The organism is Komagataeibacter diospyri (genome assembly GCF_043995075.1).
GTDB lineage: Bacteria > Pseudomonadota > Alphaproteobacteria > Acetobacterales > Acetobacteraceae > Komagataeibacter > Komagataeibacter diospyri.
This window is the reverse complement of the sequence record NZ_CP171836.1, coordinates 1,245,537-1,267,264: the sequence shown is the minus strand read 5'-3', so window position 1 is coordinate 1,267,264 and position 21,728 is coordinate 1,245,537. Positions and strand designations below refer to the sequence as shown.

Below are 21,728 nucleotides of genomic sequence, written 5' to 3'. Positions count from 1 at the left end.
GGGCCTCGGTTTTAGGAGGTGGGGACCTGCATACCAGCGAAATCGGCGTTGCCGTTCGCGGTCATGGTGCCGGTGATTTCGGTGAGCGGGGTGCCCGCCGGAGGATAGGTCTCGATGTATTCGAGGCCGAAATGCATGCTGACTTCGCCGGTATGCTCGGCAGTCTTGCTGTTGATTTCGACTTCCGTCTCAATTTCCGTGACCTGCGTAAGCATGGCCTGCAGTCCGGCATCGAGCATGATCGCCAGTTCGATCTGTTCTGCGAAGGCCTCGACTTCCGCCTCGGCATTTTCGGGTGACGTGTGGCAGAGCCGGGCATGCACGTACAGATGCGAGACGCGGGTGAACTGCGGCTGGGCACGCCCGGCGCTGATCCCGTTATCTCGCGGACAGGATATGATGATGGCGGGCAGCATGTCCGCCGTCATGGGCAGGCTGCGGTCGATAAAGACGTTTTTTACGCCGCTGATGCCCGCCAGCGCTGTTGCGGCGGCCTGTTTCAGTTCCACGCGGTAGAGGGTCATGGGCTGCTGTTCACCAGGTTCAGGTCGAGCCGTGCGCCGCCGTGGCTGTCCGGCTGGACCTCACGGATGGCGTATGTCAGGCCGTTGATGACAAAGGTGTCACCCTGGACGGGCGGCACGGGAAAATCCGACAGCCGGACCCCAAGACGGGGCAGGCTGGTCGTTATGTCCGTGGGCGCCATGCCCGGGATGGTGCCCATGGGGTCCAGCGCCTCGTAACCATCATCGAATATGGCGGTGATGGTTACGGGATCGGCCAGAGACTGGGATTTCCATGCATAGGGCGCGCCAAACGTATCGAGACACGGGCCCAGGACAAGCTGGCCGAAGTCTAGGCTCACGCGGCCGGCTTCTCTTCCTTTAGTGGCGGCGCGGGCGGCATTGAGGCGGCAACCTCGTCCGGATCAACTGGCCGCACTCCGTCCGTTGCAACCGGTGCAATGGTGCGGATCCGATCGGCATCGGGGGAACCGGCAGCAACTGCGATGCCTCGCGCGATGAACATCGCGGCCTCATAGGATGAAACCGTGATTTTCGTTCCTACCGGCTGGGGACGACGCCCGGGCTGGGTATAGACAGGACGGCGCAGGATGACCTGCGCCACATCTTTTTCAGACATATCTTATCCCTCAGATGCCAGGTGCCGGAACATCGGCCCCGGCAGCCATCACGGTTGCGCACAGGGATGCATTCGGCCGCGACGGGATGACGAGCGGCGCGGACTGCATGAGCAGGTTGACCTGCGCCGGGTTTTTCTCGACCCACATTTTTGGGGCGTAGGGCATGGGCATGTAAGAGAATTCAGGATCGACAATCAGGCCGAATACCTGCGTACCCTGCAACTGGGGCGTGGTCATGATGACCGTCCCGTCGGGGATCATCGGTTCCTCAATTCCCGTATCAGGATCAACAAACCAGTCGTTGAACAACCAGCAGTTATACTGACCCCAATGCCCCTTGAACACGGCACCGGTCTCGATCTGGCTGCCAAGGTTCAGGTCAGCGCCACCTGCGCGGGGGTCCCACAGCACCGAATTAAGGACACCGACATCCGCCTTGAACGCATTCCACGGGCTGGTCGTGAAAATCAGGTCGCGCGGCGTTGCCCCGCTTTTCTTGAGCATCATCGCGGCCCAGGCATCGATCGATGCCGACGGCGAGACGCCCGTCTGGCCCCACTGGGCTGCGCCGGACAATGCAAAGGTCAGCGACGGATCACGCCCGAAATCGATCTCGACCGCCGGATAGCCTTCGCCCTTGACGACATAGGACGAGTTGACCATGGCCTGGCAAGCCATCCATTCCATCCGGCGCTTGATCATGTCGAGCTGGTCGGAAATCTCATAGGCGAGATTGAACTCCAGCCGCTCGGCCGGGGACATGCCGCCCATGAGGCGCTCGCCGTACTGGCGACGCACCGGTTTAAGCAAATCAGGGTTACGCAGATCCTTGATATAAGGCGGCGTGAACATGTTGGTGGTGAACCGGCGGGATTCCACCGGCTTGGCCTCGGACGTGGGAGCCGTGAACGGCGCGAGACGCCGGACACCGATATCCACGTCAAGCGCTACCTTTTCGGTTTCGCTGACCTCGATATCAGGAAAGAAACGGTCAAGCATGAAGGTATCGGCCAGCATCAGGTTATCGACCGTGCCGATCAGCTGTGCCGTGTCATATGCCGACAGCATGGCGGCAAGCGATGCCTGCGCCCCCGCTTCGGCGGAAGTAGTTCCGGACATGAAGTTTATCCCGATTTTACGAAGTGGGAGGAGCGCCGGAGACCGACGTCTTGAGGTAGATACCGAACGGGCGTATGGCCTCGGTCAGCGTGGCGACCGTCCAGCTGGCGTCATAGGTCATGTAGTTCGTGTTGAATTCCCCCATGACATAGGCATCGCCCGTGGCTGTTGCGCCAGCGGCGGTGGTGACATCATCGATCAGGATGGCGCAGGGGGTTTGGGACCCGTCCGTCGCGGTGGCGACAGACAGGATGTACTCGCCCGTTGCCGTTACCTTGCCCAGCACCGCACCCCGGATCAGGGTCTGGCTGGCGCCGATCGTGATCGGCTGGGTGACGATCTTGAGATTGCCGGAAACAAGCTGGTCGGGGACGAACGTCACCGACTGCATGCCCGGCATGAAACCGTAGGACATGGAATGGCTTCCTGTGTTCAGCGCTTGCGGGTCTTGCGCGCGTTGGCGATGGCGGCGAGGCGTGCGCCGGGCTGCTGTGCGGCATCATTGCCGCCGGCGGGCAGCGGCGGCGCGCCGGGTTCGCGCCCCATGCGTTCGCGCAGGCCCTCACGCGCAGGTGGCTGGCTGGCGGTTTTGGTGGCAGGCGGGGCTACTGCGCCCATGGTGGAGAGCAGGCGGACGGCAGCACTGCGGGGCAGGCTGGTACCGAAAGCGATTTCCGCAGCGGCGGCAGGATTGCTGGCCGCGAATGTGCTGCTGAAAATGGCGGCGCAACGGCCGCGCTCGCGGGCGCGGGCGGATGCTTTTTCGCCGTCGCTTTCATCTTCGGCGTCGGTGGTGTCGTCGCCGTCGGTATCCGGGTCACCGCCGTCGTCGGCCTTCTTGCCCTTTTTCTTGCCGTTTTCGTCGGTATCATCACCACCGCCGCCGTTATCGGGCGTGGTGTTCTTGTCATCGTCCTCGGCAGCGCTGCCATTGAGGAATGCGAAACGGCTTACGCCTGCGCGTAGCGTGTTGCTCATGCTCGTATTGTCCCTGTCAGGAATGGTGTGGGTCATCAGCCCAGCGAGGCGATCACGTCCATCATGGCGTTGTCTGCCGACATGACGGCGTCAGCCAGACCGGCGGCAACGCCGTGCTGACCGAGGAAGGTGGCGGCCTGTGTCTCGCGCACCGCGTCGGGCGACAGGCCGCGATTGCGCGCCACGGTGGCGACGAACAGTTCGCCCATTTCATCAATGTCCGCCTGGAAGCGGCTGGCAGCGCCATCCGTCATGGGCGTGGTGGGGTAACTGTCCGTCTTCTGGTCACCGAACTGGAAAGTGGTGACCTTGATGCCCGCCTGGTCGAGCATGCCGGTGATATCGACATGCATGCCGACCACGCCGATCGAGCCAACGCCGCCCGTGCGGGGGAGGATGATGCGATCGGCGGCCGAGGCTATGGCGTAGGCGGCGGAATAGGCGGCTTCATCCACGATGGCCACGATCGGCTTGGTGCCGCGCGCGGCGTAAATGCGGTCCGCCGTATCGAAGCATCCCGCCACCGTGCCGCCGGGACTGTCGATATGAAGGGCGATTGCCTTCACGTCTTCATTGCCCATGGCCTCGCGCATGGCGGCATCGATATCGCCATACAGCGTGACCCAGTCCCACCAGGGCGAACCGCCACAGCCGGGCATCAGCACGCCGGAAACGCGGATGATTCCTACGCCCGCCACGATATCCGACAGCTGGGAGACGGGGCGGCTGTCGGTATCGTCCTGCCAGAACCCGGCGTTCAGGGTGCGGCCAAACAGGCCGACGTCGTCTGCGCCCTGCGCCAGCAGTTGACGTATGACGGCCACACGCTCGCCCGACAGGGCCAGTGGCCGGCCCAGCAGGTTCTGGGTGAGTGTGAGGTGCCTCATTCGGCCTCCGGCTTGCGTTCGGTGTTTTCCGTGGTTTCCGTGCCGGTCCATTCTGGCAGCGGGATGCCCAGTTCCCTGAATGTCTCGATCTCAAGGGCGCGCTGGTGGACGTTTTCCTCCCAGTCTGCGCCTTCGTTTTCGGCACATTCCTTTTCCAGCGTCGACAGGCCGCCATCCATGGCGAGAATGGAGCCCTGTTTTTCCGACACGGGATCGATCCAGCCTCGACCCGGCCCCATCCACTGGCAGCGGGCGTAGGCGGCGCGGGCATCGATATACTCGGGCGCGCCACGGGGGAGCGGCAGGTCATCGACTTCCATGGCTTCCTCCATCCACGCGATGCGGATGGGAGCGGCCCAGCCGATGGAAAATTCTTCCCGCCGACGCTTGAGCGTTTTCCATGCCTCCAGCAGGGCGCCACGGGCAGAACTGTAATTGACTTTTGACCAGTCATTGCTGACCTGCATGGGGGCAAGCCCCATGCCGCTGGCGACGTTGTTCAGCACGGCGGCCTGAAAGTCTGCATAGTTGCTGTTAGGCCGCGCTGCCGTGACTGCGTTGATCTTCTCGCCCGGGTAGAGCATCGGGATCCGTGCGCCCTGGAGCGACAGGTCCCGACCCGCATTCCAGGCCAGCTGCCCGGCCCAGCGGCCGCCATCGAAGCCGCCGCCTGTTGGAGAATCCAGCGCTTCCGCCGTCATCTGGTGGTCGTATGGACTTTCGATGTAGGCGGCGAAAATCGCATTGACGATGGCGCTGTCCAGTTCGGTGCTGTCGTATTTGGTCAGCATCTTGAGACGCTGCACAACGGGGGCGAGCATGCCCGCACCACCACGGTGCTGGTCGGCACGGTGGTGTTCGAACATGTGGACTACCTGCGGGCGACCCCATGAACTTTCGCGCTCGATGCGTTCCCATTCCACTGATTTCGCCGCGTTGTACCAGTCGCCCTGGTGGGCGCGGCGGATGTGGTAGGCGATCGGGGCTTCGGCATAGTCCAGTTCCACACCGCCGCGCATGCGGCTCATGTCCATGAACATCTGCGGGTTGGACAGGCGGTCGGGGTCGATGACCTGCACGGTGGTGGCGTACTGGGCACGGCCACGCGCTACGCGCTCGGGCATCCACGGCAGGGTGGTCAGTGCGTCGCCATCCACCAGCAGGTGCCGGAAAGACAGGTTGGCCTGCTGTCCGAATGTCAGCATGCGCTGGCTGTCGTTATAGCGCCCGGGATCATTGGCCCAGGTACGCCAGCGCGCATCGACCGCGCGCCCGAACTCCCGCGCCCATTTGGCGTCGAAGGCTGGATTGCCGGTCATGTGCGCCAGTGCGCGGTAGTCGGGTTTCGAGATGGGGTGGAAATTGACCCCGATGGCATTGTCCAGCGTGCGGGTGACGGCACCTGCCGCCCATCCGTCATTGCGGACCAGGTCGCGCACGCGGCTGACGATCCGGTCACGCCACGGGTTCAGTTCCGTATCGGCCGACCACAGTGGGGGCACCCATTGCCGGGTGTGCGGCCCCCACATGTCTGCCGCGTCATACGGCACGCCATAGGGGGCATTGAGTGCGGCAGGTTTGTTCGGGCCGCCAGGCGGCGTCTTCTGCCCCGGTAATATGCGCGGCGCCGCCGGTGCCGCAGGGCGTGCGGTCTGGCGCGGAGCAGCGGGGACAGACGGCGCGCGCTGACCGGACAGGGCGGCGAATGCGTCTGTCAGTCTGGTCATCAGAATATCGGCCTTAATGCGCGGCGCCGGACGCCGGGGACGCCCAGCTGCTGCTGGATCTGCATGATGAACTGGGTCAGGTTGGGCAGGCTGGCCTGCGTGTAGGACACCGAGCGCGAGCCATCGCCCTGCGCGTAACTGACCGAGACCACCTTGCCGCCGGTCTGGAGCTGGACCAGGGCGGCCTGTGCGGATGCAAGAGCCGCCTGCAGCTGCACGGTGGTCATCCCCGCCAGCGTGGAGGTGTTCGGGTTATACTGGATGGGGGGAACGCCCCATGGGTTGAAGCGGTTCATCATGGCGTGGCTTCCTGCAGGCGGAAGGCAGGGTCAGGACATTTCCCGTTTGACTTCCGCATTGATGGCGTTCGTCACGGTGCGCTCCATGCGGGCAGATACCGTGTTTTCGACGATTTCGTTGACGGGCAGGCGTACGCGATAGGTCGGACGCGTCGGCACAAACCACAGGATCGGCACGACCTTGCCGGGGCCGACGAGCTTAAATATGCCCGTCGGGCGCCCGTTTCCGCCGCGCCCTTTCGCATGACCTACGAAATATTCCGACCTCTGACCGCGCGCGTTTTTATTCTGACGCTGGAGCCGCCGGGCCGTGCGGTCGCTCATATTTTTCTGGCTTTGCTGCATGACGCCCAGGCGCGACAGTATCCGTACGATTTCTGACCGCTGGATATTTCCAGACGCATCAAGCGGAGCGCCTGGACCCGGAACCCAGAACTGACCGCCTGATATGTCGGACAGCAATTTTTCTGACCGCTTCATGTCTCGCGGGCCGCCCCATATCTGGGGACCAAGATAACGGATGGCGGGCGTTCCCCTGGCCGCGAAATCGATCGTGCCGACCCACGCAGAAAGATCAGACGGCGTTGCTTTCTTGACGGTAAAGCCCCCAAGAGTGAACCGGCCGGGACTGTCAAACACCTCTTTCATGCGATCGACAATCTGCCAGCGCGCGCCGTTGGCCAGCTTGTTCATGGCGTTGGCCGTGGCAGAGCGGATGCCTGTTTCCGACAGTTTTGCCAATTTTTTCTGCACGTCCGCCGCATCGACCGATATGCCCAGCTTGAGGAAGTCAGGGGCCATATCGGTCTCCGGTTCAGAAGGTGCCGGACCCGAACTGTCGGGCCAGGCGCTGCATGCGTTCAGCCATGGTCTCGGCCGGTTGCGGTGACGGCGCGGCAGCCGGTGCGATGGCCTGCGTGACAGTCTTGAGGCTTTCGGCAAGCTGCTGGACGGGACCGGGCACATCCACGACCAGGACGTTGCTGTCGTGAGGCATTGCCCATGATGGTGGCGCGGTCCAGTCGATGCGGCGCAATCCATGCAGGTTGGCCATCACGTTGGTCATGACCATAAGATCAAGCGCTTCATTTCGCGCCCCCGATGTCGCTTTTTCCCATCTGCCATTCGCCATCCGCTGTTCGGCCACGAGTTGGTCGAAAAATGGATGTGGCGAAGCGGCGCTTTTCAGCGCAGCGGGGAAATGAACGTATAATGGCCCGGCTTCGCCACGCTGGAGCTGAAGCGCCACGACATCCTTGGCAGTGTTCGGGTTGAAAATGCCCAGCGGCACGTCGCCCCGATTGGCCGCAAACCTGTCCTTGCGCTGGGTCTCCGGATAATTGACGACCAGCGAGGCGGAATTGATACCGCTCGCTCCCTTGAGTGGAAGGATAGTCCAGGCATCGCGTCCGTCCTTTTTGCCAAGGAACAGCGCATCCTTACGCTTTCGGGCACGGCGCCATGCTTCATACGCCTGGAGCGTGACACCTTCCTGGCCGCCGCTGTCGTAACCGATAGCAAGGATCTTCATCCCTTTATGCGGGGCATCCACAAGCGGATATACATGTGTGCGCAGGCGGTGAAGCAACGCATCCCAATCTGCAGGACTGGTCGCCGGATCCGCTGACATCCTGAAATAATCGATGACCCAGCTTTCGCCGCCGATGCCCCACCCGCGAACCATTGCCTCGAAATGACGGCCCTGAATATCAACTGCTGCGGTAAGGAACCGGACACCCTCGGGAACGGTTCCCAGTATCATGCCGGGTTCGGCACGTTCAGCTACAACGCAGGCATCTATGCTGCCAACCGATTTAGGCGGCTGGAACGGAAGCCCCCAGCGCTTGACTGTAACATCCTTGAGCTTCTGGAGCGCGTCTTCCTCACCATTCTCCAGCGCACGACGCGCTTTCTCCATTTCATAGGCGAGCGATCCGATACCGCCGATCACGAAAGGCGACATGGCACCTGTGATCCAGAAACCTGCGATCTCTTTTGCCGCCAGTTCGCCAGATATGTCGCCCGCCTCGCTGATGGTCTGACCAGTGCCAACCCATACGCCATCACGGTTCATGGCGCGTCGCCATTTATCTTCGATCAGGGATCCGCAGCATGGACAGACAAGGCGTGCAGCTTCCTTGATTTCATCAAGGGGGGCATCCGCAGGCCAGTCCAGCGTCATGACCCGCTCCCCCATCGGGTTGGGGGCGGAGTAGGCATTGCAGTTCGGGCACGGCCAGTACCAGATATGACGGTCACTGTCCCGGTAGAGAGACATAACTCCGGCAGTCCATTTATCCGGGTTGGCACCGGCAGCCATGTCCGGATGACTTTCGGCCAGCACCATGGATTCATACATGAACGACTGGCGGCGCACGCTGGCAAGCTCATAAGTATTGCCGTCGCAGGCATCCAGTTCGGTAATAATGATGCGCGGTGCGGATTTCTGAATGAGGTTTCTGTAGCTGGCGGCCAGAAACTGCACCCACATGCTGGAGAATTTCTTGAAATGCATGGAGTTGTCGCGCGGCAACTTCCCCTGCTTGTCTTTCAGGCGCTTATGGCTGTCGATCAGCGGATTGATTTCCGCCTTCACGTATTCCTCGATCATTGCGTCTGTCGCACTGTAAACCAGCATGTCCGCCGGATCCGCGTCGATGGACTGGCACATCCAGTTCTGGCCAATCGCGGTCTTGCTGCTTCGGGCAGGCCCAACCACCGCGACGGTCAGATGGTCACGACTGGTCAGCATACGCATCGGCCCTACCAGATAAGGCGCTTCATCGTGGTTCCATCGGCCGACATAACCGCCGCCGCGGTTATCCAGATAGCGATGTAGCGCAGCATAATCGGCCACATCTATCTGCTCTGGAGGCAGGAAGGCACGGATCGCGCTGGAGATGATCGTGCGCGGATCTACAAACCGGACCTTATCCAAGAAGGTCGGACTGGGGTCCGTCATCTTCTGCTTCGCCTATCTTCATATCATCCAGCACTTTCTGGACTGCCGCTCGCTGCATGTCAGCCAGCTTGCTTTCCGCCTGCCGGATCATGGCATCAGGCCACGATTGCTCGCGACCCAACTGACGGATGAAAACATTGATGTCCCGGCCGAGACGCCCGAACACGGATGTGAACAGGTCCTGCACGCCCTCGGCATTAACCAGCTTCCCGGCCCGTTCCGCCTGTTTCATCTGCAGGTCCTGCAGACGCGCCAGATCAAGCTGTTCCTTGATCGGTATCCGCTGGGAGACCGGCTGCGCTACAGGTTCGGGCCACAACGTGAGTTGGAGCTTCATCAACTCCGCATCGCGGTCCGCCTCCTTGGCGGCCTCTTCCTCCCTTCGTGCAGTCAGGAATGCCAGGACTTCATCGAGATGGAACGTCCAGCTGACACCGTTGCGGCCACGCTCGACCACGGGAAAATCAGTCCAGCGGTCCAGCCAGTTGGTCAGGGTAGGCAGCGATATCCGCAGCCGGTTGGCCAGTTCGCGTTTGTTGACGGTCGGACGAATGATGGTGGCCTGACCATCCAGCGCTGCCTCACTGTCTGACAACAACACCAATGGAAACACCAAGCCTTTGTAAAATTTATAAAAGTCAGAGAGTAACCGGGCGCGAACAACTCGCGGAGCCCGACCCTCCCAGGAAGGACCCAAGAGATTTCCCGCCATGGCCGGGGGAGGGGAGGAAGGCCCGCGCGGGGGATCGGATCGGATTACATGATCGCCTCCATCACCGCCATTGCATGGGGAGTGCCATAACGAAAAACGGCGTGAACCCCGAAGGATGCACGCCGCCTCAATATAACAATCGCTATGCGGCAAAATGGAAAGTTTGGAAAGCAGAAAATGCGTCTGGGGCAATTTTTCTGGCAATTTCAGCTACAGCCAACTGATGCCATGATTTGGCAGACGTGTGGCTCGTGCCGACACGATTGGCGATTTCCCGCCAACTAAAGCGATATCGATGCGAGATCGGATGCACGATTAGACGCAGGCAGACCACCTTGCGCCAGTTCATCCGGTCAGCACCAATCAGGCCGATCCATGACAGTGATTCGTCCATGCGCGTGATCGCAGCCGAACTGGGTCGAGGCGGTCGCATGTCATCATCCGGACAGGCATTGATCCAGTCGAGATCCGCTTCCTCCAGCATTTCCGGCCATGCTACCCGTACGCCGCCGGGTTTCAGGCCATGGGCGGGCAATGCCGCCAGCGTGCAACCGGCCTCAAACAGGCGTTCTCCGACCACGTCCGCAATGGCCAGACCTTCGGGAATGGTGAGGGTGCGCTTCATGCCGCCACCCGTGCGCGGGCGATGAAGTCTTCCCGACGCGGCTGCGGCGCATCGCTGCCGTTTGCAGAATCCAGCACCCACCGTCGATGGGCTTCCTGATAGGCCGCGTCTGCCGCGAACTCGGCTTCCGTGGTGCAGACCAGGGCAGGGATGTCGCGTTCGGCAATGGCCCTGGCAATCGCCTTGTTGAAATAGCCCATGTGCGCAATCGGGGTCTTCTTTTCTGCCTCCCGGTCAGCCAGCGTGCCGACTACATGCATCACCAGCCGTTCAGTCTCAGCTGCACTCAGGCCCTCGGCCAGCGCATCGGCTACCCACTGGCGAACCTGTCCCCAGTTGCCGCGGTCACGGGCCAGATCGAAACCAGCGCGTTCCCATGCCTTGCGCCCCAAAACCTTGAACACCGCATCTACATCCTGTGCCGCAGGCTTAGCTTTAAGGTTATTATTAACCTCTAAGCTAAGCTTAGGGTCGTGGGTTTCGCGTTGGGTTTCGTCGGCCATGTCTTTTCCTCCTGCAATGCCCATGATGGCGGTGCGCTGGCGCGGATCGTCCTGTGGTTTCGGATTGGATTTTGTTGGCGGCCTTCCGCCCTTTTTGCCGTTCTCCCGCGCGGCCAGCGCCTTGCGTGACGGCATGAGCGCGCCCGGCAGCCCGATGGTGCCGACCGTGCGGTCGTGGGTTATCAGTTGGGTTTCGGTGTAGGTTTCCAGATGGGTTACCAGTTCGGTTACATCCATGCGCAACCCGACGGCGGCGATTTCCTCCAGCGTGGGCGCGCCACCATTACCCGGCACCATCACGCCATCGGTTCCGTATTCGATGATGTAGGAAATGAGCTGCACCCAGATCCCGATGGCAGCATGGCCCAGCGCGCGCAGGCGGATGTTGTGCGTCGCCATCTGGAGCATTTTCTGTTCGGTTGTTACGCGGGCCATGTCAGTACGCTTTCAGACGGTAGCCATTCCGGAAAGGCTCCAGAATGTCGAGCCGCACCAGCTGCTCGATTGCGGTGGCGACTTCGGCGGCATCAGCCGCCACAAGCCGGGTAAACTGTTCCAGGTCAGGTGCCGTGCGCACGGGCGCGCGCATTTCCGGCATGAGATCAGCCGCGTCAGTCAGCTCCAGCCACATGGCGCGGGCCGACAGGCCAAGCAGACGCCAGCGGCGGTCTGTCATCAGCACGCGGGCATGTTTTCCGGGGCGTTGACGCGGCGATTTCATGGTGGGTTATCCTTCCCAGCGGTCGATAAGGATCAGGATGGACAGGAATGCCCACGCGGCCATCAGGCCAAACATGATCAGGAGGGACACGACCGCACCACCATGCGGTCCGGTCAGATAGCATCCCGCCAGGGCACAGAGCGCGCCAAGCAGGGCAGAGCGCAGTAATTCAGGGATCGATACGCGGAAACGTTTACGCATGATCAGAACTCCGGCGCCGTATTGGTCCATGCCGGACCGTTTTCACTTTCATCCACATCGCGGAACCACGTGGTCATGTCCTGGAACTGGAGCGCGCAGCCGCCGGTCGCGCCATGCCGGTTCTTGGCGATGTAGACGGTCGCCTTTCCCTTGCTGTCACGTGTGCGCTGGATCAGGCTGGCGCAGCGGGCGCTGTAGGCTTCATCCGTTTCGCGGTCATTGCGGGGAATGTTGCCGTCGCCCAGCTGCTTGTTTAGGTAATAATGATCGCGGTGCAGGAACAGCACGGTGGCCGCATCCTGCTCCAGAGATCCACTGTCGCGCAGATCGGTCAGTTCCGGCCGCTTGTCCTCGCGCTTGGCGCTTTCGCGTGACAGCTGCGCCAGCGCCAGCACGGGGATTTCCAGTTCACCTGCAAGGTTTTTCAGGTCCTTGCTAATTTCCGTCATCCTGTGCGTCAGATTGAATGACCGCGAATCAGTCGAGGCGCTGAGCAGGCCAACATAATCGACCACGATCAGGTCCAGCCCCTGTTTCGACCGCTTCATGGCGCGGGCCTGCGTGCGCAGTTCCGCCACCGTGATGCCGGAGCGATGATCGATGCGCAGCGGCAGGCTGGCGGCGGCGTGCTCGCCTTCCTCCAGTTCCCGCCACTGGTAATCAGCCAGCGGTTCACGCTGGGAGGTATCGACATGCGGCGGAATGTCGTAACGCCGACCGGTAAAGACCGATAGCGTGGACAGACCGGCCCATGCCGCGCCGGCACGCGCCCCCAGCTGCGCGGCGCGCATTTCACCCGACCAGAACAGCACGGAATTACCCGCCGCCGCCGATCGCACGGCAATGCCAAGTCCCAGCGCGGTCTTGCCCATGGCCGGACGCGCGCCCAACAGGGTCAGATCACCGGCATGCAGGCCGCCGGTCATGCGATCGAGCGCCTTGTAACCCCACGTGATGCCCGCCAGCCCGTCACCACGCTCGGCAGCGGCGCGGGCGTTTTCGATGGCCTGCCCAATGGCGTCACCGATCTGCACGGTAGGCTGGATTTCGACACTGCCGGACGCGATGCGGGTGATGCGGCTTTCCAGCAGTTCCATGATGGCGCTGTCGGGCCGTTCGCCCGGCATGCAGCACAGGTCCGCGGTCTCGGAACACACGTCAAACAGATTACGCCGGAACCATGCGCTACGGATCGCCCAGGCATAATCCGCCGCGTTGGTGATGCCGACCATGCTGCCCAGCAGCGTGGCGAACACCTTGCCTGCCGTCATGTCAGTCGGCAGCAGCGGATCGTTTTCAAACTTTGGCCGCAGCGTGACCGGGTCGGCCACGTTGCCCGCCCAGATCAGCGTGCGCATGGCGCCATAGATCGCGCCGTGCAGCGGAATGTAGAAGTGTTCAGGCTCAAGGATTTCCTCGACGCGCCCGAACGCAGCATTATTGGTCAGGATCGCGCCCAACAGGGCCTTTTCCGCCTCGACATTCGTGGGCCTGTTGCGCAGGGCCATGCCAAACAGGGGAGCGGGGCCGTTCATGACTGGTCATCCGTTGGGGCAGGGGGCATGAAAAACGGCTGGTACATCGTAACCGTGACCGGGCGATAACCCAGCGCCAGCGGCACGGATGTGCCCAACCCCTTGTGCCCGTTCACCGCATTGGCCAGCGTACGTAGGTTCAGGCCGGTTTTCGTGGCCAGTTTCGCCACGCCGCCCGCCTCACGCACGCGGCTGTTCAGCACGGCATACATTTCGGCTGCCGTCAGCATCGCGCCGATCATGACGAACGCCTTCCGCCAGAGCGGGGCAGCGTGAAGCGGCCGCGCCCGATATAGGTGCGACCGGAAGACGTGATGGCGACACTGACCTGATTGTTCAGCCCCAGCAGCTGCATGCGCGACCGCACGGCACGGGTCGAAATGCCCATCTTCCGCGCCATGGTGGAAACCGATACGCCCATACCCGAAAGCTGGCGCAACATGGGGTCAAGCCTGTCCCAGTCTATGGCAATAGCTGGCATTGTATTCTCCCTGCGCGGGGCGCGTGCATGCGGCACGCCGGCCCATCAGTGAAACAGGTTCCGGCGCAGACGGACCTTGAGGCGCGCAATGCGCTCAAGCCGTTCGGTCCTGCGTTCCAGAATGACGGATTCCCGCAATGCCCACGCGTCGAGCGCGCCAAGCATCAGCCGGAAAAACTTGAGGACGATCCACGCGCGGCCACGGCGCATCACCAGCACCAGACACACGGGAACGCCGAAAACGGACGCGCTGATCCAGACGTAAAAGGCATGCGTCACAGCAGGTCCCGCAGTGCGGCCTGCCGCTGCCGGATGTTTTCCAGACGCTGGCGGATCAGCGCGTCTTCATGCCGCAGGCGACTTTCTTCCTGCGCCAGACGGACAGCACCCAGTTCGCGCACGGCCTGCCATTCGGCCAGCGTGACTACACGCACCTCATGGTGCCAGCACGCGCGGACGCGGCGCACGGTAAAGCCCAGCGCACGCGCCACCTCGGCAAACGCACCGGCCAGCCCCAGACGGTCGCGCCGCGCGCTGACCTCGGCACTGACCAGATTCTGGAATTCATCGCGCATCGCATCGGCGCACATCTTATGCCTGACCTCCCGATCCGGACTGGATGCACCCGCGCGCGCGGGTGAAATGGGCAAAACGTCCGAGCGCTCGGACAAATCGGCCAAAATACCCGCGCGCTCGGACAAAAACGGCAAAATACCCGACACCTCGGACGTCCTCCCTGACACCTTCATGGATGTCAGGGGGGACTTTCCCCCGGATATTGTGAAGGGCAGGGAAGGGCAGGCCGCCAGCGCGCTGGACACGCATGGAAAGCTGGCGGTCTGCCGACCCTGAATGGAAATGACACGACACAGACATCAGTCCGTCATCCGGCGGCAGGTTTCGCAGCGGAACAGGAAACGGCTGGTCGCAACGAACACCCTGCGGCAGTTGCAGCATCGGCGATCGATGTGTTCCTTACGCGCCGCACCGGGCTTGCGCTCGTACGCAGCGCCATGCGCGGCCGCCGTGCGGTTCAACTGGGCATGGTTCAATTTCTGGCCGTCATGCTTACATTGACGCGGACGCGACAGACCGAGGAAATGGACACGGTATTTCACCGTCGACAGGGTCAGACCAAGCCGCCCCGCAATTTCGGCATGCTGCAGCCCTTTGGCCAGCAGCGGCACCAGTTCGGCCCGCGCCGCATCCCAGTCAACCCGCGCGGCCATCAGGTATTCACCGATGAATACCTGCCATTACCGGCGCACGCGGAATATCCGCCCTTACGGGTCAGCCCATTGTCAGGCCGACCCGCGCGGACCACCATGCGGTTACCACACCTAAACATGGAGGATTCGATGTCATATGCACCCGTGCCCGGAATGCGCACAGTCAGGGAACCCGCACCCACGACGGGTAAGCCAGAATATCCGCAGCGGAGAGCGCTTGAGGAAGCGGGCGCCCTCACCACGCTGCTGGTGGAGATTGTCGGACGTGCCGCACCCAATCTGCCCGAACAGGCCCGCGATGAACTCATTGCAAAGCTGGAAGCCGCAAGCAAGGGAGCGAAGGGGCTCGTATCCGATGCGGCGGCAGCGGCACTGCGGGCGGTCAACAAGGTCACGTAAATCATGGCCGCCACGGCGTTTCGTATTCGGGCATCTTGTGCCGTTCACCGTCCGGCCCTTCGGTGAGGCAGAATGTCTGCGGGTCAAAGCCGTATGGAGGAACAGCGAAGACAAAGTAAACGCCATCAGGCTGCGTTTGGTACAGCACCCGCATCGCTTCCAGCATCCGCGCGAGGATATCAGCGCGTGCCTCCTGGGGAAGGGCATGGAATGCTGCCCTTTCCGCCTCGGTAACCGGAAACGACAGGCGCGTCAGAAGCGCAGCCCGGTTCAGCGTGTCCGCCATTTCCCCAGACTGCCTGCGAACAAACTCAGTAGTCATGCCGCACCTCGCTCACATATTTCATCGGGAGATTTCAAAAGAAGCAAACCATCCGGCTTTGCCTTGTCCGTTGGCCAATTTTTCGAAATCCATTCAATTACGCGCTCACAATTACGCAGCGTGATACTGCCGCCATTCCTCAGGCGCGGCAGCGTTCTGGAATCACGCAGCGCATAACCAGACAGGGTGGCCAATGCGATGCCTTTCGCTTCGCAATAGGCTTCCGACAAGGCGAGCAGTCTCAGAGTGAGCGTCATAACTCAAACATATGCGGGGAATATACCGCATAGTCAATGGAAAATGCGGGGATAACACCGAATGACAAACGGGTTCATTGGCGGGATATTCCCCGCATGAGCATATCAGACCTACTTTCCGTGATTGATGAACGGTTAACTGCCCTTGGTCTTTCCGACCGTAAGGCGTGTTTACTTGCCCGAGAGATCAATCCGAAAGTAGGGGTGGACTTTATTCGTGACATGCGCCGCAGGCATCACGACCCTAAGGCAGAAAAGCTGGCCGCCTTGGCGCAGGCTTTAAACATTCCCTTGCCCCGACTGGTTACGGCCCTAGCCCGCAATGACGCGCCTAATGATGTGAGCGAGCATCTGATACCTGCGCCTGTAGAGCCCATTGAGGTGCGTGGGTACGTGCAGGGAGGCGCGTGGCGGAGTGCATTAGAAATACCCGACGCAGACCGTTATCAGATTATGGTTCCCGCCAAGGGCCCGTACACCCATCTCCCGCGATACGGACTGGAAGTTCGCGGCGACTCAATGAATAAGTTGTTCCCGAACGGTACCGTTGTCGAAGTTGTAAATTTCTCTGATATCGGACGCGCTCCCGAAACAGGCGAATGCGTAGTGGCAATTCGCAGGGACGGCCCAGACATGGAAGCTACCCTTAAGCTCTATCAGTGTGCGGACGACGGCACCATTTTACTATGGCCCAAAAGTACGGACCCGAACTGGCAACAGCCCATACGCCTTTGCCATATGCGGGATGGTGAGCGCCATTATCGTGATTTCGGCGATAGATCTGATGGTGCCGATACTCAGACCCTCGCGCTGGTTATTGGCGCACACCTCCCTGTGGGGAAATTTTCTATCACATGAAAGTAATGCGGTGTTACAAAAAGAATGGATAGCTGCAGGAATGATGCTACTTGCATTTCCCGCTTCCGCTCAAGAGGCACCCACATGGCGCATAGCGAGTGACGGGGGGAACTGGCAGGTCCTAACAGGACCCAATTCTGATGCAATAGTTAGGTCTATACCATCATATGCGACTTTATATTTATATTCTGATGGAAAGAGGTTTACCATTGGTGTTCATTTAAAGACACCAATCTCTGCTCCAGAACTGGATGTTGATTTTCCTGGTCAAGGATCCGTCAGTTTTACCCAGACTCATGGCGGCAATTTAACAGGATACGACTTTGCCGAGGATATTCCCGGTGAAAAAATAGGACTTTTTATCCATCTTTTGACAGCAGCCAAGACAGCTGAGGTGCATGCGGGAAACATTCAATACAATATTTCTCTTGAGGGGAGCACAGTATCAATCGAATGCCTTTCATTTTATGCAAAGGAACATTCCTGGAATCTTCCCACTCCGTTTACGCCTGCGTCTTCTGTCCCCGAAAGTTCCTTAAGTGATAGTCCGCCACCGTCGGATGCGAGCGACGACAGACTATCGACGTCGCCTGAAGAAGGAATGATGGCGTCAAACAAACTGTCCGAAGCAGAAAATACAAAACAAGAAATGTTTAAGGCGTTTAACTACATGCAGACTGCTCATTTGCCGCTCGCTACTTCCCTTTCGCAATGCGCTCGCACGAATGCAATAAAATACAATATTCTTGGCGATATTACCGGAGCAGGACAGATAAACATATCCTGCAGGATGCAGCGCAAGGCCTATCACGACGCATGCCAAGAGGAGAGCTCATCGAACGCATGCGATGGCGCTGCAGGCTTAGCTATATCTGTCGGGCAGTTCCCGGACACGACAAACGATTAGCCTGCGCGCTTTTTGCGGTAAAATCCCCGCAATATTTTATTGACATGCGGGGATTTCACCGCATTATGTCTCCATCACGCCACGTGTTGGAGCTTTCCCGTGTCAAAAATCATAATCATCCCCATCAGGGCTGCTGCCCCGCACCGAGATCCTGACGCCCTGCAGGACATCATTGTCCGCCGCCAGATGGCCGAAAGCGCCGTGGCGGCTGCCCTGCCGCGTCAGGGCGTCGGCATTGCCCTGCTCATGTCCGAACGTCGCGCCCTGCGCGCCGCTACGGCAGAACTCAACCGCCAGATCGATGCCGAGGAAGCGGAACTGAACCGCATCGCCCGTCGGCACGTCTCCCGCCATATGGTACAGAACGGGCAGGGCGCGGCATGAAACAGGATTTCACACCTGTCCCTGCCGGTGAACTGGTCGCCCTGCTGTCCGCCAAAAATCAGGCGGCGGCCCTCAATATTCATCATCAGTTCCGATACTACTTTATGGAGACTGAGTCCGCTTATGACCGCGGTCGGACTTCATATGCCCGCGCGAACCTGCGCATGCACGACGCCCGCCAGCAGGATCTGGAAAGGCTGATCCTGTCCACGTTCATGACCGAAGGCCCCGAGATCGAGGCCATGACATTCCGATGTGCGCAGGCAGGGCGGCTACAGTCATGACGTGTATTGCAGCGATCGCAACTGGTGGCGTCGTTCACATGATGGGAGATAGCGCCGGCGTGGCAGGCCTGGACCTTTCCCTACGCAAGGACAACAAGGTATTCCGTGCTGGAAATGTGGTAATGGGCTTTACCAGTTCATTCCGTATGGGGCAGTTACTGCAATACAACCTGTCCGTACCAAAGCATCATCCGGACGTAGATCTGTTTACCTACATGGTTACAGAATTCATTCCGGCCGTTCGGAACTGTCTGAAAAGCGGTGGCTATGCCCGCATCGACAATAACGAAGAACGGGGAGGCTGCTTTCTGGTCGGAATTGAAGGACGCCTTTTCCAGATTGAATCCGATTTTCAGGTCGGTGAAAGCCATTATGCATTTGATGCCGTCGGGTGCGGTGCGCCCTATGCCTTGGGAGCCTTGTCCATTCTGATTGAGGACAAAAGCCGGACGCCTGAAAACATGCTCAGCCGCGCCCTGTTACAGGCCGAACGGTTTAGCGCTGGCGTGCGGCGACCCTTCCATTACGAGAAGACCAATCCTTTTCAGGTAGAGGTATCGTCGTGACCGACACCGCGATCAAACTGACCAGGCATGGCCACGATGTGCTGGCCAAGGTCCGTACACGCGCCCTGCACGACGCCCTGCGCAACCAGACGCCCGGCATCGATGTGGCCCTGACCGCGCTGCTTATTCGCGTCACGGCGGGGGACGCCCTCAAGACCGACATACTGGCACGACTGGTGGACAGGGCAGGGGACATCATCATCCCGCCAGCCGACCAGCTGGCGCGGCTGGCATGCGAGGCCCTGGCGCGCGACGTTCACGTCACACCTGAACACAGGCAAAACACCGTCACGTATTCACAGGACTATTATGCCCGGGCCGAATGGATTGGCGCCCTGATGGATGCCGACTACAGCATGCCCCGTCTCGATGTGCCGGAAATACTGGGGGGAATGTCGGGCGATCAGTTGCGTGCCCTGTCCCTGCTTGTTGCGGACGGCCACGGCAAACCGCCCGCAAAGGTTGGCGAACTGCGGGAATGGCTGGTCGGCAAGCTGCCCGACTGGCAGCCCGTACCGTTCCATGCGCCCGGTCCGGCCCAAACACCTTTCCGCGTGATGGAGGAAGCATGATCCATATCCCCGACCATCACCTTGACCGCATCCGCGACAACCTGCCAACGGCACAGGAAGTCGGTGCGCATGTGCTGCTGTTCTGTGTCATCTGGGGCAGCCTGATCCTGATCGTGCTGGAGGCGCTGCCATGAATAGCCGTCAGCTCACCATGAAGGACAAGGTGCTTGGCGCCCACCGTGATGCGGTCCGATACACCGGTGCCGGTGTCATTCCCGCCACGACGGTGCGGCGCTTCATGCCCGGCCTGAAGCGGCAGAGCCATGTCACCCGCATGCTGAACATTCTGGTCAGCGAAGGTAGGCTCGCGATATCCGCCAGTCAGGGCCAACTCGGCTATACCATGCCATCTAGTGCAACGCGCGGGCAGGTGACGGCATGAGCGATCTGTCCAACCATCCCATCCTGCAGGGCCTTGAATTCGGCAAAGAAATCTACAGCGTCGAAATCCATGGCAATGGCCGGGGCGAGTATGTTGGCGTCACGCGCGAGGACGACGGGCCATGCTGCATTGTCTTTCGGGGCAGCCTTGTCACCGAGAACGGACGCAAGTTGATCCGGGCGCGCGGTACGCAGGCCTGGACTTCTGATAAGCGGAAGGATGATACGAGATGAAGGACGCATCACGCCTGCCATATTGGCCGCGTGCCATGAGTGAAGAACTTGCGGCCGCATATGCGGGCGGCATCAGTGTCACCACGCTGCGGCGTGAGGTCGCCGAAGGCAATGCTCCGAAGCCCCATCATATCTCTGGCCGACGGGTCGTCTGGTTCATTGAAGAACTGGATGCATGGATGGATCGGATAAAAGGGCAGGCTGTCTCAGCCCACCCCGAAAAGAAGCAGACAACCAACTCATGGGCCGCTGCAGCTGCAGCGGCAGGAAAGACCAGTGGCCAACGTCGTTCTACCTTACGTTAATACCTATCAGGCCCGTCGCAAAAAATACGCTTATTACCGTCGAGATGGTGTTCGCCTGCGAATCGCGGGCGAGATAGGCAGCCCCGAGTTTCTGAAATCCTACCAGGAAATCCATAACCGTTTTGAGCAAAGCGAAAGACCTCGGCCGGGCATTATTCCCGGCAGCCTGGCCGAACTGATCGCCCGTTATCGGGGAACACCGGAATGGACGCAGCTCAAGCCCAGCACGCGGAAGGACTACGAAAAGTTTCTTCAACCGCTGGAGGATGATTTCGGCATGGCGCTGGTGTCTGATCTGGACAGGGCGGCTGTCAGACTGGTCCGGGATCGCTACGCGTTCCGGCCAGGCCGGACAGAAGGGGACGAACCGATTCCCAGTCCACGCCGTGCCAACAAAACGGTATCGATGCTTTCGATCCTGATGAGCTACGCCATCGAGATCGGCATGCGTTCCGATAATCCGGCCCTTCGTCCCAAACGGCTCAAGACCGGTCCGGGTTATCGGGCATGGACGCGTGATGAAATTCAGACCTTCCTGCGGGAAAAGCCGCAGTTTCGACTGCCCCTTCTGCTTGCACTGGGTACGGGACAGCGTGGGATCGACCAGATTGCCATGACCTGGAGCGCCTTTGATGGGGACGTGATTGAGGTAGTGCAGGAGAAGACCGGCGCAAAGGTATGGATACCTTGCCACCCCGAACTGAAAATCGCCCTTGAAAGGGAACTGACTCTAAGGACCGCAGATACCATCCTGACAGATTCATCAGGAAGGTCCTGGGAACTGGGACAGTTTCAATCCGCTGTCAGTAAAGCAATCCGATCTGCTGGGCTGAAAGGAATCGTGTGGCATGGCCTGAGGGCGACAGCGGCATCATGGTTGGCAGAAATGGGATGCACGGAACGGGAAATCATGTCGATTACAGGACATACTACGGCCGCATCCGTGAGCGTATATGTACGTCATGCCGAGCAGAAAACCCGTGCTGTGAATGCCATCGCCAAGCTCTCCAACCGCGCCCTGGAGCAGCGGCAGGAAAAGAGGGGAGTGACTAACATTTCTGAACAGGGGAAAAAAAGTGACTAACAACGATACCGGCCAAGCCGTAGAAAAGCTGTCTAAGTCTTTGAGGATAAAC

Annotated in this window: 36 protein-coding genes; 12 read left to right on the top strand and 24 right to left on the bottom strand. The window is 60.3% G+C overall.

All coding sequences use genetic code 11. The annotated features are described in order from the left end of the window. Nucleotides 1-11: 11 nt before the first annotated feature. From ACE2AA_RS05910 to ACE2AA_RS05805, 22 genes are all read right to left on the bottom strand, one after another. Nucleotides 12-524 (bottom strand): hypothetical protein, encoded by a 513-nt coding sequence (locus ACE2AA_RS05910; protein WP_395371687.1) that lies wholly within the window; start codon nucleotides 522-524, stop codon nucleotides 12-14. After that, nucleotides 521-865 carry a hypothetical protein gene (locus ACE2AA_RS05905; RefSeq protein ID WP_395371685.1) on the bottom strand — a complete coding sequence of 115 codons (345 nt, stop codon included), beginning with the start codon at nucleotides 863-865 and terminating at the stop codon, nucleotides 521-523. The genes ACE2AA_RS05910 and ACE2AA_RS05905 overlap by 4 nt, the downstream gene beginning before the upstream one ends. Further along, nucleotides 862-1,143: a hypothetical protein gene (locus tag ACE2AA_RS05900; protein WP_395371683.1), complete on the bottom strand. Its 282-nt coding sequence runs from the start codon at nucleotides 1,141-1,143 to the stop codon at nucleotides 862-864. The genes ACE2AA_RS05905 and ACE2AA_RS05900 overlap by 4 nt, the downstream gene beginning before the upstream one ends. 10 nt (nucleotides 1,144-1,153) lie before the next feature. After that, on the bottom strand, nucleotides 1,154-2,263 hold the full coding sequence (locus tag ACE2AA_RS05895; RefSeq protein WP_395371682.1) for a major capsid protein: 1,110 nt from the start codon (nucleotides 2,261-2,263) through the stop codon (nucleotides 1,154-1,156). 16 nt (nucleotides 2,264-2,279) lie between these two features. Continuing rightward, complete coding sequence (locus ACE2AA_RS05890; protein ID WP_395371681.1) at nucleotides 2,280-2,678, bottom strand: head decoration protein; 399 nt, start codon at nucleotides 2,676-2,678, stop codon at nucleotides 2,280-2,282. A 17-nt stretch (nucleotides 2,679-2,695) separates the two neighbouring features. Beyond that, complete coding sequence (locus ACE2AA_RS05885; protein WP_395371679.1) at nucleotides 2,696-3,241, bottom strand: hypothetical protein; 546 nt, start codon at nucleotides 3,239-3,241, stop codon at nucleotides 2,696-2,698. Between the two features lie 35 nt (nucleotides 3,242-3,276). Next, entirely contained in the window at nucleotides 3,277-4,128 is an 852-nt protein-coding gene (locus ACE2AA_RS05880; RefSeq protein ID WP_395371677.1) for a S49 family peptidase, read from the bottom strand. After that, complete coding sequence (locus ACE2AA_RS05875) at nucleotides 4,125-5,855, bottom strand: phage portal protein (protein WP_395371675.1); 1,731 nt, start codon at nucleotides 5,853-5,855, stop codon at nucleotides 4,125-4,127. The genes ACE2AA_RS05880 and ACE2AA_RS05875 overlap by 4 nt, the downstream gene beginning before the upstream one ends. Beyond that, the gene (gpW, locus tag ACE2AA_RS05870) at nucleotides 5,855-6,154 is read right to left on the bottom strand and encodes a gpW family head-tail joining protein (protein WP_395371674.1); all 300 of its coding nucleotides are present in this window, start codon (nucleotides 6,152-6,154) and stop codon (nucleotides 5,855-5,857) included. Before gpW ends, ACE2AA_RS05875 begins: the two co-directional genes overlap by 1 nt. Before the next feature lie 30 nt (nucleotides 6,155-6,184). After that, nucleotides 6,185-6,955: a hypothetical protein gene (locus ACE2AA_RS05865; RefSeq protein WP_395371672.1), complete on the bottom strand. Its 771-nt coding sequence runs from the start codon at nucleotides 6,953-6,955 to the stop codon at nucleotides 6,185-6,187. Nucleotides 6,956-6,968: 13 nt separating this feature from the next. After that, nucleotides 6,969-9,116 (bottom strand): terminase gpA endonuclease subunit, encoded by a 2,148-nt coding sequence (locus ACE2AA_RS05860; protein WP_395371670.1) that lies wholly within the window; start codon nucleotides 9,114-9,116, stop codon nucleotides 6,969-6,971. Then, complete coding sequence (locus ACE2AA_RS05855) at nucleotides 9,085-9,717, bottom strand: DNA packaging protein (RefSeq protein ID WP_395372141.1); 633 nt, start codon at nucleotides 9,715-9,717, stop codon at nucleotides 9,085-9,087. The genes ACE2AA_RS05860 and ACE2AA_RS05855 overlap by 32 nt, the downstream gene beginning before the upstream one ends. 253 nt (nucleotides 9,718-9,970) lie before the next feature. Then, nucleotides 9,971-10,453 carry a DUF6362 family protein gene (locus ACE2AA_RS05850; RefSeq protein ID WP_395371668.1) on the bottom strand — a complete coding sequence of 161 codons (483 nt, stop codon included), beginning with the start codon at nucleotides 10,451-10,453 and terminating at the stop codon, nucleotides 9,971-9,973. Beyond that, nucleotides 10,450-11,391 (bottom strand): hypothetical protein, encoded by a 942-nt coding sequence (locus tag ACE2AA_RS05845; protein ID WP_395371666.1) that lies wholly within the window; start codon nucleotides 11,389-11,391, stop codon nucleotides 10,450-10,452. Before ACE2AA_RS05845 ends, ACE2AA_RS05850 begins: the two co-directional genes overlap by 4 nt. 1 nt (nucleotide 11,392) lies before the next feature. Beyond that, on the bottom strand, nucleotides 11,393-11,677 hold the full coding sequence (locus ACE2AA_RS05840; protein ID WP_395371664.1) for a hypothetical protein: 285 nt from the start codon (nucleotides 11,675-11,677) through the stop codon (nucleotides 11,393-11,395). A 6-nt stretch (nucleotides 11,678-11,683) separates the two neighbouring features. Further along, entirely contained in the window at nucleotides 11,684-11,878 is a 195-nt protein-coding gene (locus ACE2AA_RS05835) for a hypothetical protein (protein ID WP_395371662.1), read from the bottom strand. Nucleotides 11,879-11,880: 2 nt separating this feature from the next. Next, complete coding sequence (locus tag ACE2AA_RS05830) at nucleotides 11,881-13,413, bottom strand: replicative DNA helicase (RefSeq protein WP_395371660.1); 1,533 nt, start codon at nucleotides 13,411-13,413, stop codon at nucleotides 11,881-11,883. Then, nucleotides 13,410-13,655 carry a hypothetical protein gene (locus ACE2AA_RS05825; RefSeq protein ID WP_395371658.1) on the bottom strand — a complete coding sequence of 82 codons (246 nt, stop codon included), beginning with the start codon at nucleotides 13,653-13,655 and terminating at the stop codon, nucleotides 13,410-13,412. Before ACE2AA_RS05825 ends, ACE2AA_RS05830 begins: the two co-directional genes overlap by 4 nt. After that, complete coding sequence (locus ACE2AA_RS05820; protein WP_395371656.1) at nucleotides 13,652-13,894, bottom strand: hypothetical protein; 243 nt, start codon at nucleotides 13,892-13,894, stop codon at nucleotides 13,652-13,654. Before ACE2AA_RS05820 ends, ACE2AA_RS05825 begins: the two co-directional genes overlap by 4 nt. A gap of 45 nt (nucleotides 13,895-13,939) precedes the next feature. Beyond that, the gene (locus ACE2AA_RS05815) at nucleotides 13,940-14,173 is read right to left on the bottom strand and encodes a hypothetical protein (protein ID WP_395371654.1); all 234 of its coding nucleotides are present in this window, start codon (nucleotides 14,171-14,173) and stop codon (nucleotides 13,940-13,942) included. Next, the gene (locus ACE2AA_RS05810; protein ID WP_395371652.1) at nucleotides 14,170-14,484 is read right to left on the bottom strand and encodes a hypothetical protein; all 315 of its coding nucleotides are present in this window, start codon (nucleotides 14,482-14,484) and stop codon (nucleotides 14,170-14,172) included. Before ACE2AA_RS05810 ends, ACE2AA_RS05815 begins: the two co-directional genes overlap by 4 nt. Nucleotides 14,485-14,769: 285 nt before the next feature. Further along, entirely contained in the window at nucleotides 14,770-15,123 is a 354-nt protein-coding gene (locus ACE2AA_RS05805) for a hypothetical protein (RefSeq protein WP_395371650.1), read from the bottom strand. A gap of 129 nt (nucleotides 15,124-15,252) precedes the next feature. On the opposite strand from ACE2AA_RS05805, the gene ACE2AA_RS05800 reads away from it, so the two are divergent. Next, on the top strand, nucleotides 15,253-15,522 hold the full coding sequence (locus ACE2AA_RS05800) for a hypothetical protein (protein ID WP_395371648.1): 270 nt from the start codon (nucleotides 15,253-15,255) through the stop codon (nucleotides 15,520-15,522). 1 nt (nucleotide 15,523) lies between these two features. Here the strand turns inward: ACE2AA_RS05800 and ACE2AA_RS05795 are convergent, their stop codons facing one another. Together ACE2AA_RS05795 and ACE2AA_RS05790 are read right to left on the bottom strand one after the other, a co-directional pair. Continuing rightward, the gene (locus ACE2AA_RS05795; protein WP_395371646.1) at nucleotides 15,524-15,808 is read right to left on the bottom strand and encodes a hypothetical protein; all 285 of its coding nucleotides are present in this window, start codon (nucleotides 15,806-15,808) and stop codon (nucleotides 15,524-15,526) included. 32 nt (nucleotides 15,809-15,840) lie between these two features. Beyond that, entirely contained in the window at nucleotides 15,841-16,101 is a 261-nt protein-coding gene (locus ACE2AA_RS05790; RefSeq protein WP_132304361.1) for a hypothetical protein, read from the bottom strand. A gap of 96 nt (nucleotides 16,102-16,197) precedes the next feature. On the opposite strand from ACE2AA_RS05790, the gene ACE2AA_RS05785 reads away from it, so the two are divergent. From ACE2AA_RS05785 to xerC, 11 genes are all read left to right on the top strand, one after another. Continuing rightward, on the top strand, nucleotides 16,198-16,959 hold the full coding sequence (locus tag ACE2AA_RS05785; protein WP_395371644.1) for a LexA family protein: 762 nt from the start codon (nucleotides 16,198-16,200) through the stop codon (nucleotides 16,957-16,959). A 40-nt stretch (nucleotides 16,960-16,999) separates the two neighbouring features. Further along, the gene (locus ACE2AA_RS05780; protein ID WP_395371642.1) at nucleotides 17,000-17,866 is read left to right on the top strand and encodes a hypothetical protein; all 867 of its coding nucleotides are present in this window, start codon (nucleotides 17,000-17,002) and stop codon (nucleotides 17,864-17,866) included. Between the two features lie 99 nt (nucleotides 17,867-17,965). Next, nucleotides 17,966-18,250 carry a hypothetical protein gene (locus ACE2AA_RS05775; protein WP_395371640.1) on the top strand — a complete coding sequence of 95 codons (285 nt, stop codon included), beginning with the start codon at nucleotides 17,966-17,968 and terminating at the stop codon, nucleotides 18,248-18,250. Next, nucleotides 18,247-18,534 carry a hypothetical protein gene (locus ACE2AA_RS05770; protein WP_395371638.1) on the top strand — a complete coding sequence of 96 codons (288 nt, stop codon included), beginning with the start codon at nucleotides 18,247-18,249 and terminating at the stop codon, nucleotides 18,532-18,534. The genes ACE2AA_RS05775 and ACE2AA_RS05770 overlap by 4 nt, the downstream gene beginning before the upstream one ends. Then, nucleotides 18,531-19,100 (top strand): hypothetical protein, encoded by a 570-nt coding sequence (locus ACE2AA_RS05765; protein ID WP_395371636.1) that lies wholly within the window; start codon nucleotides 18,531-18,533, stop codon nucleotides 19,098-19,100. Before ACE2AA_RS05770 ends, ACE2AA_RS05765 begins: the two co-directional genes overlap by 4 nt. Beyond that, nucleotides 19,097-19,672 carry a chromosome partitioning protein gene (locus tag ACE2AA_RS05760; protein ID WP_395371634.1) on the top strand — a complete coding sequence of 192 codons (576 nt, stop codon included), beginning with the start codon at nucleotides 19,097-19,099 and terminating at the stop codon, nucleotides 19,670-19,672. The genes ACE2AA_RS05765 and ACE2AA_RS05760 overlap by 4 nt, the downstream gene beginning before the upstream one ends. Continuing rightward, nucleotides 19,669-19,806 (top strand): hypothetical protein, encoded by a 138-nt coding sequence (locus ACE2AA_RS05755; protein ID WP_162851919.1) that lies wholly within the window; start codon nucleotides 19,669-19,671, stop codon nucleotides 19,804-19,806. The genes ACE2AA_RS05760 and ACE2AA_RS05755 overlap by 4 nt, the downstream gene beginning before the upstream one ends. Further along, the gene (locus tag ACE2AA_RS05750; protein ID WP_132304343.1) at nucleotides 19,803-20,054 is read left to right on the top strand and encodes a hypothetical protein; all 252 of its coding nucleotides are present in this window, start codon (nucleotides 19,803-19,805) and stop codon (nucleotides 20,052-20,054) included. The genes ACE2AA_RS05755 and ACE2AA_RS05750 overlap by 4 nt, the downstream gene beginning before the upstream one ends. Next, a complete protein-coding gene (locus tag ACE2AA_RS05745) occupies nucleotides 20,051-20,287 on the top strand; it encodes a hypothetical protein (protein WP_132304341.1) in 237 nt (78 codons plus the stop codon). The genes ACE2AA_RS05750 and ACE2AA_RS05745 overlap by 4 nt, the downstream gene beginning before the upstream one ends. Continuing rightward, nucleotides 20,284-20,592 (top strand): AlpA family transcriptional regulator, encoded by a 309-nt coding sequence (locus ACE2AA_RS05740; RefSeq protein ID WP_081500376.1) that lies wholly within the window; start codon nucleotides 20,284-20,286, stop codon nucleotides 20,590-20,592. Before ACE2AA_RS05745 ends, ACE2AA_RS05740 begins: the two co-directional genes overlap by 4 nt. Next, entirely contained in the window at nucleotides 20,564-21,676 is a 1,113-nt protein-coding gene (gene xerC / locus ACE2AA_RS05735; protein WP_395371631.1) for a tyrosine recombinase XerC, read from the top strand. The genes ACE2AA_RS05740 and xerC overlap by 29 nt, the downstream gene beginning before the upstream one ends. The last annotated feature ends 52 nt before the right edge of the window (nucleotides 21,677-21,728 follow it).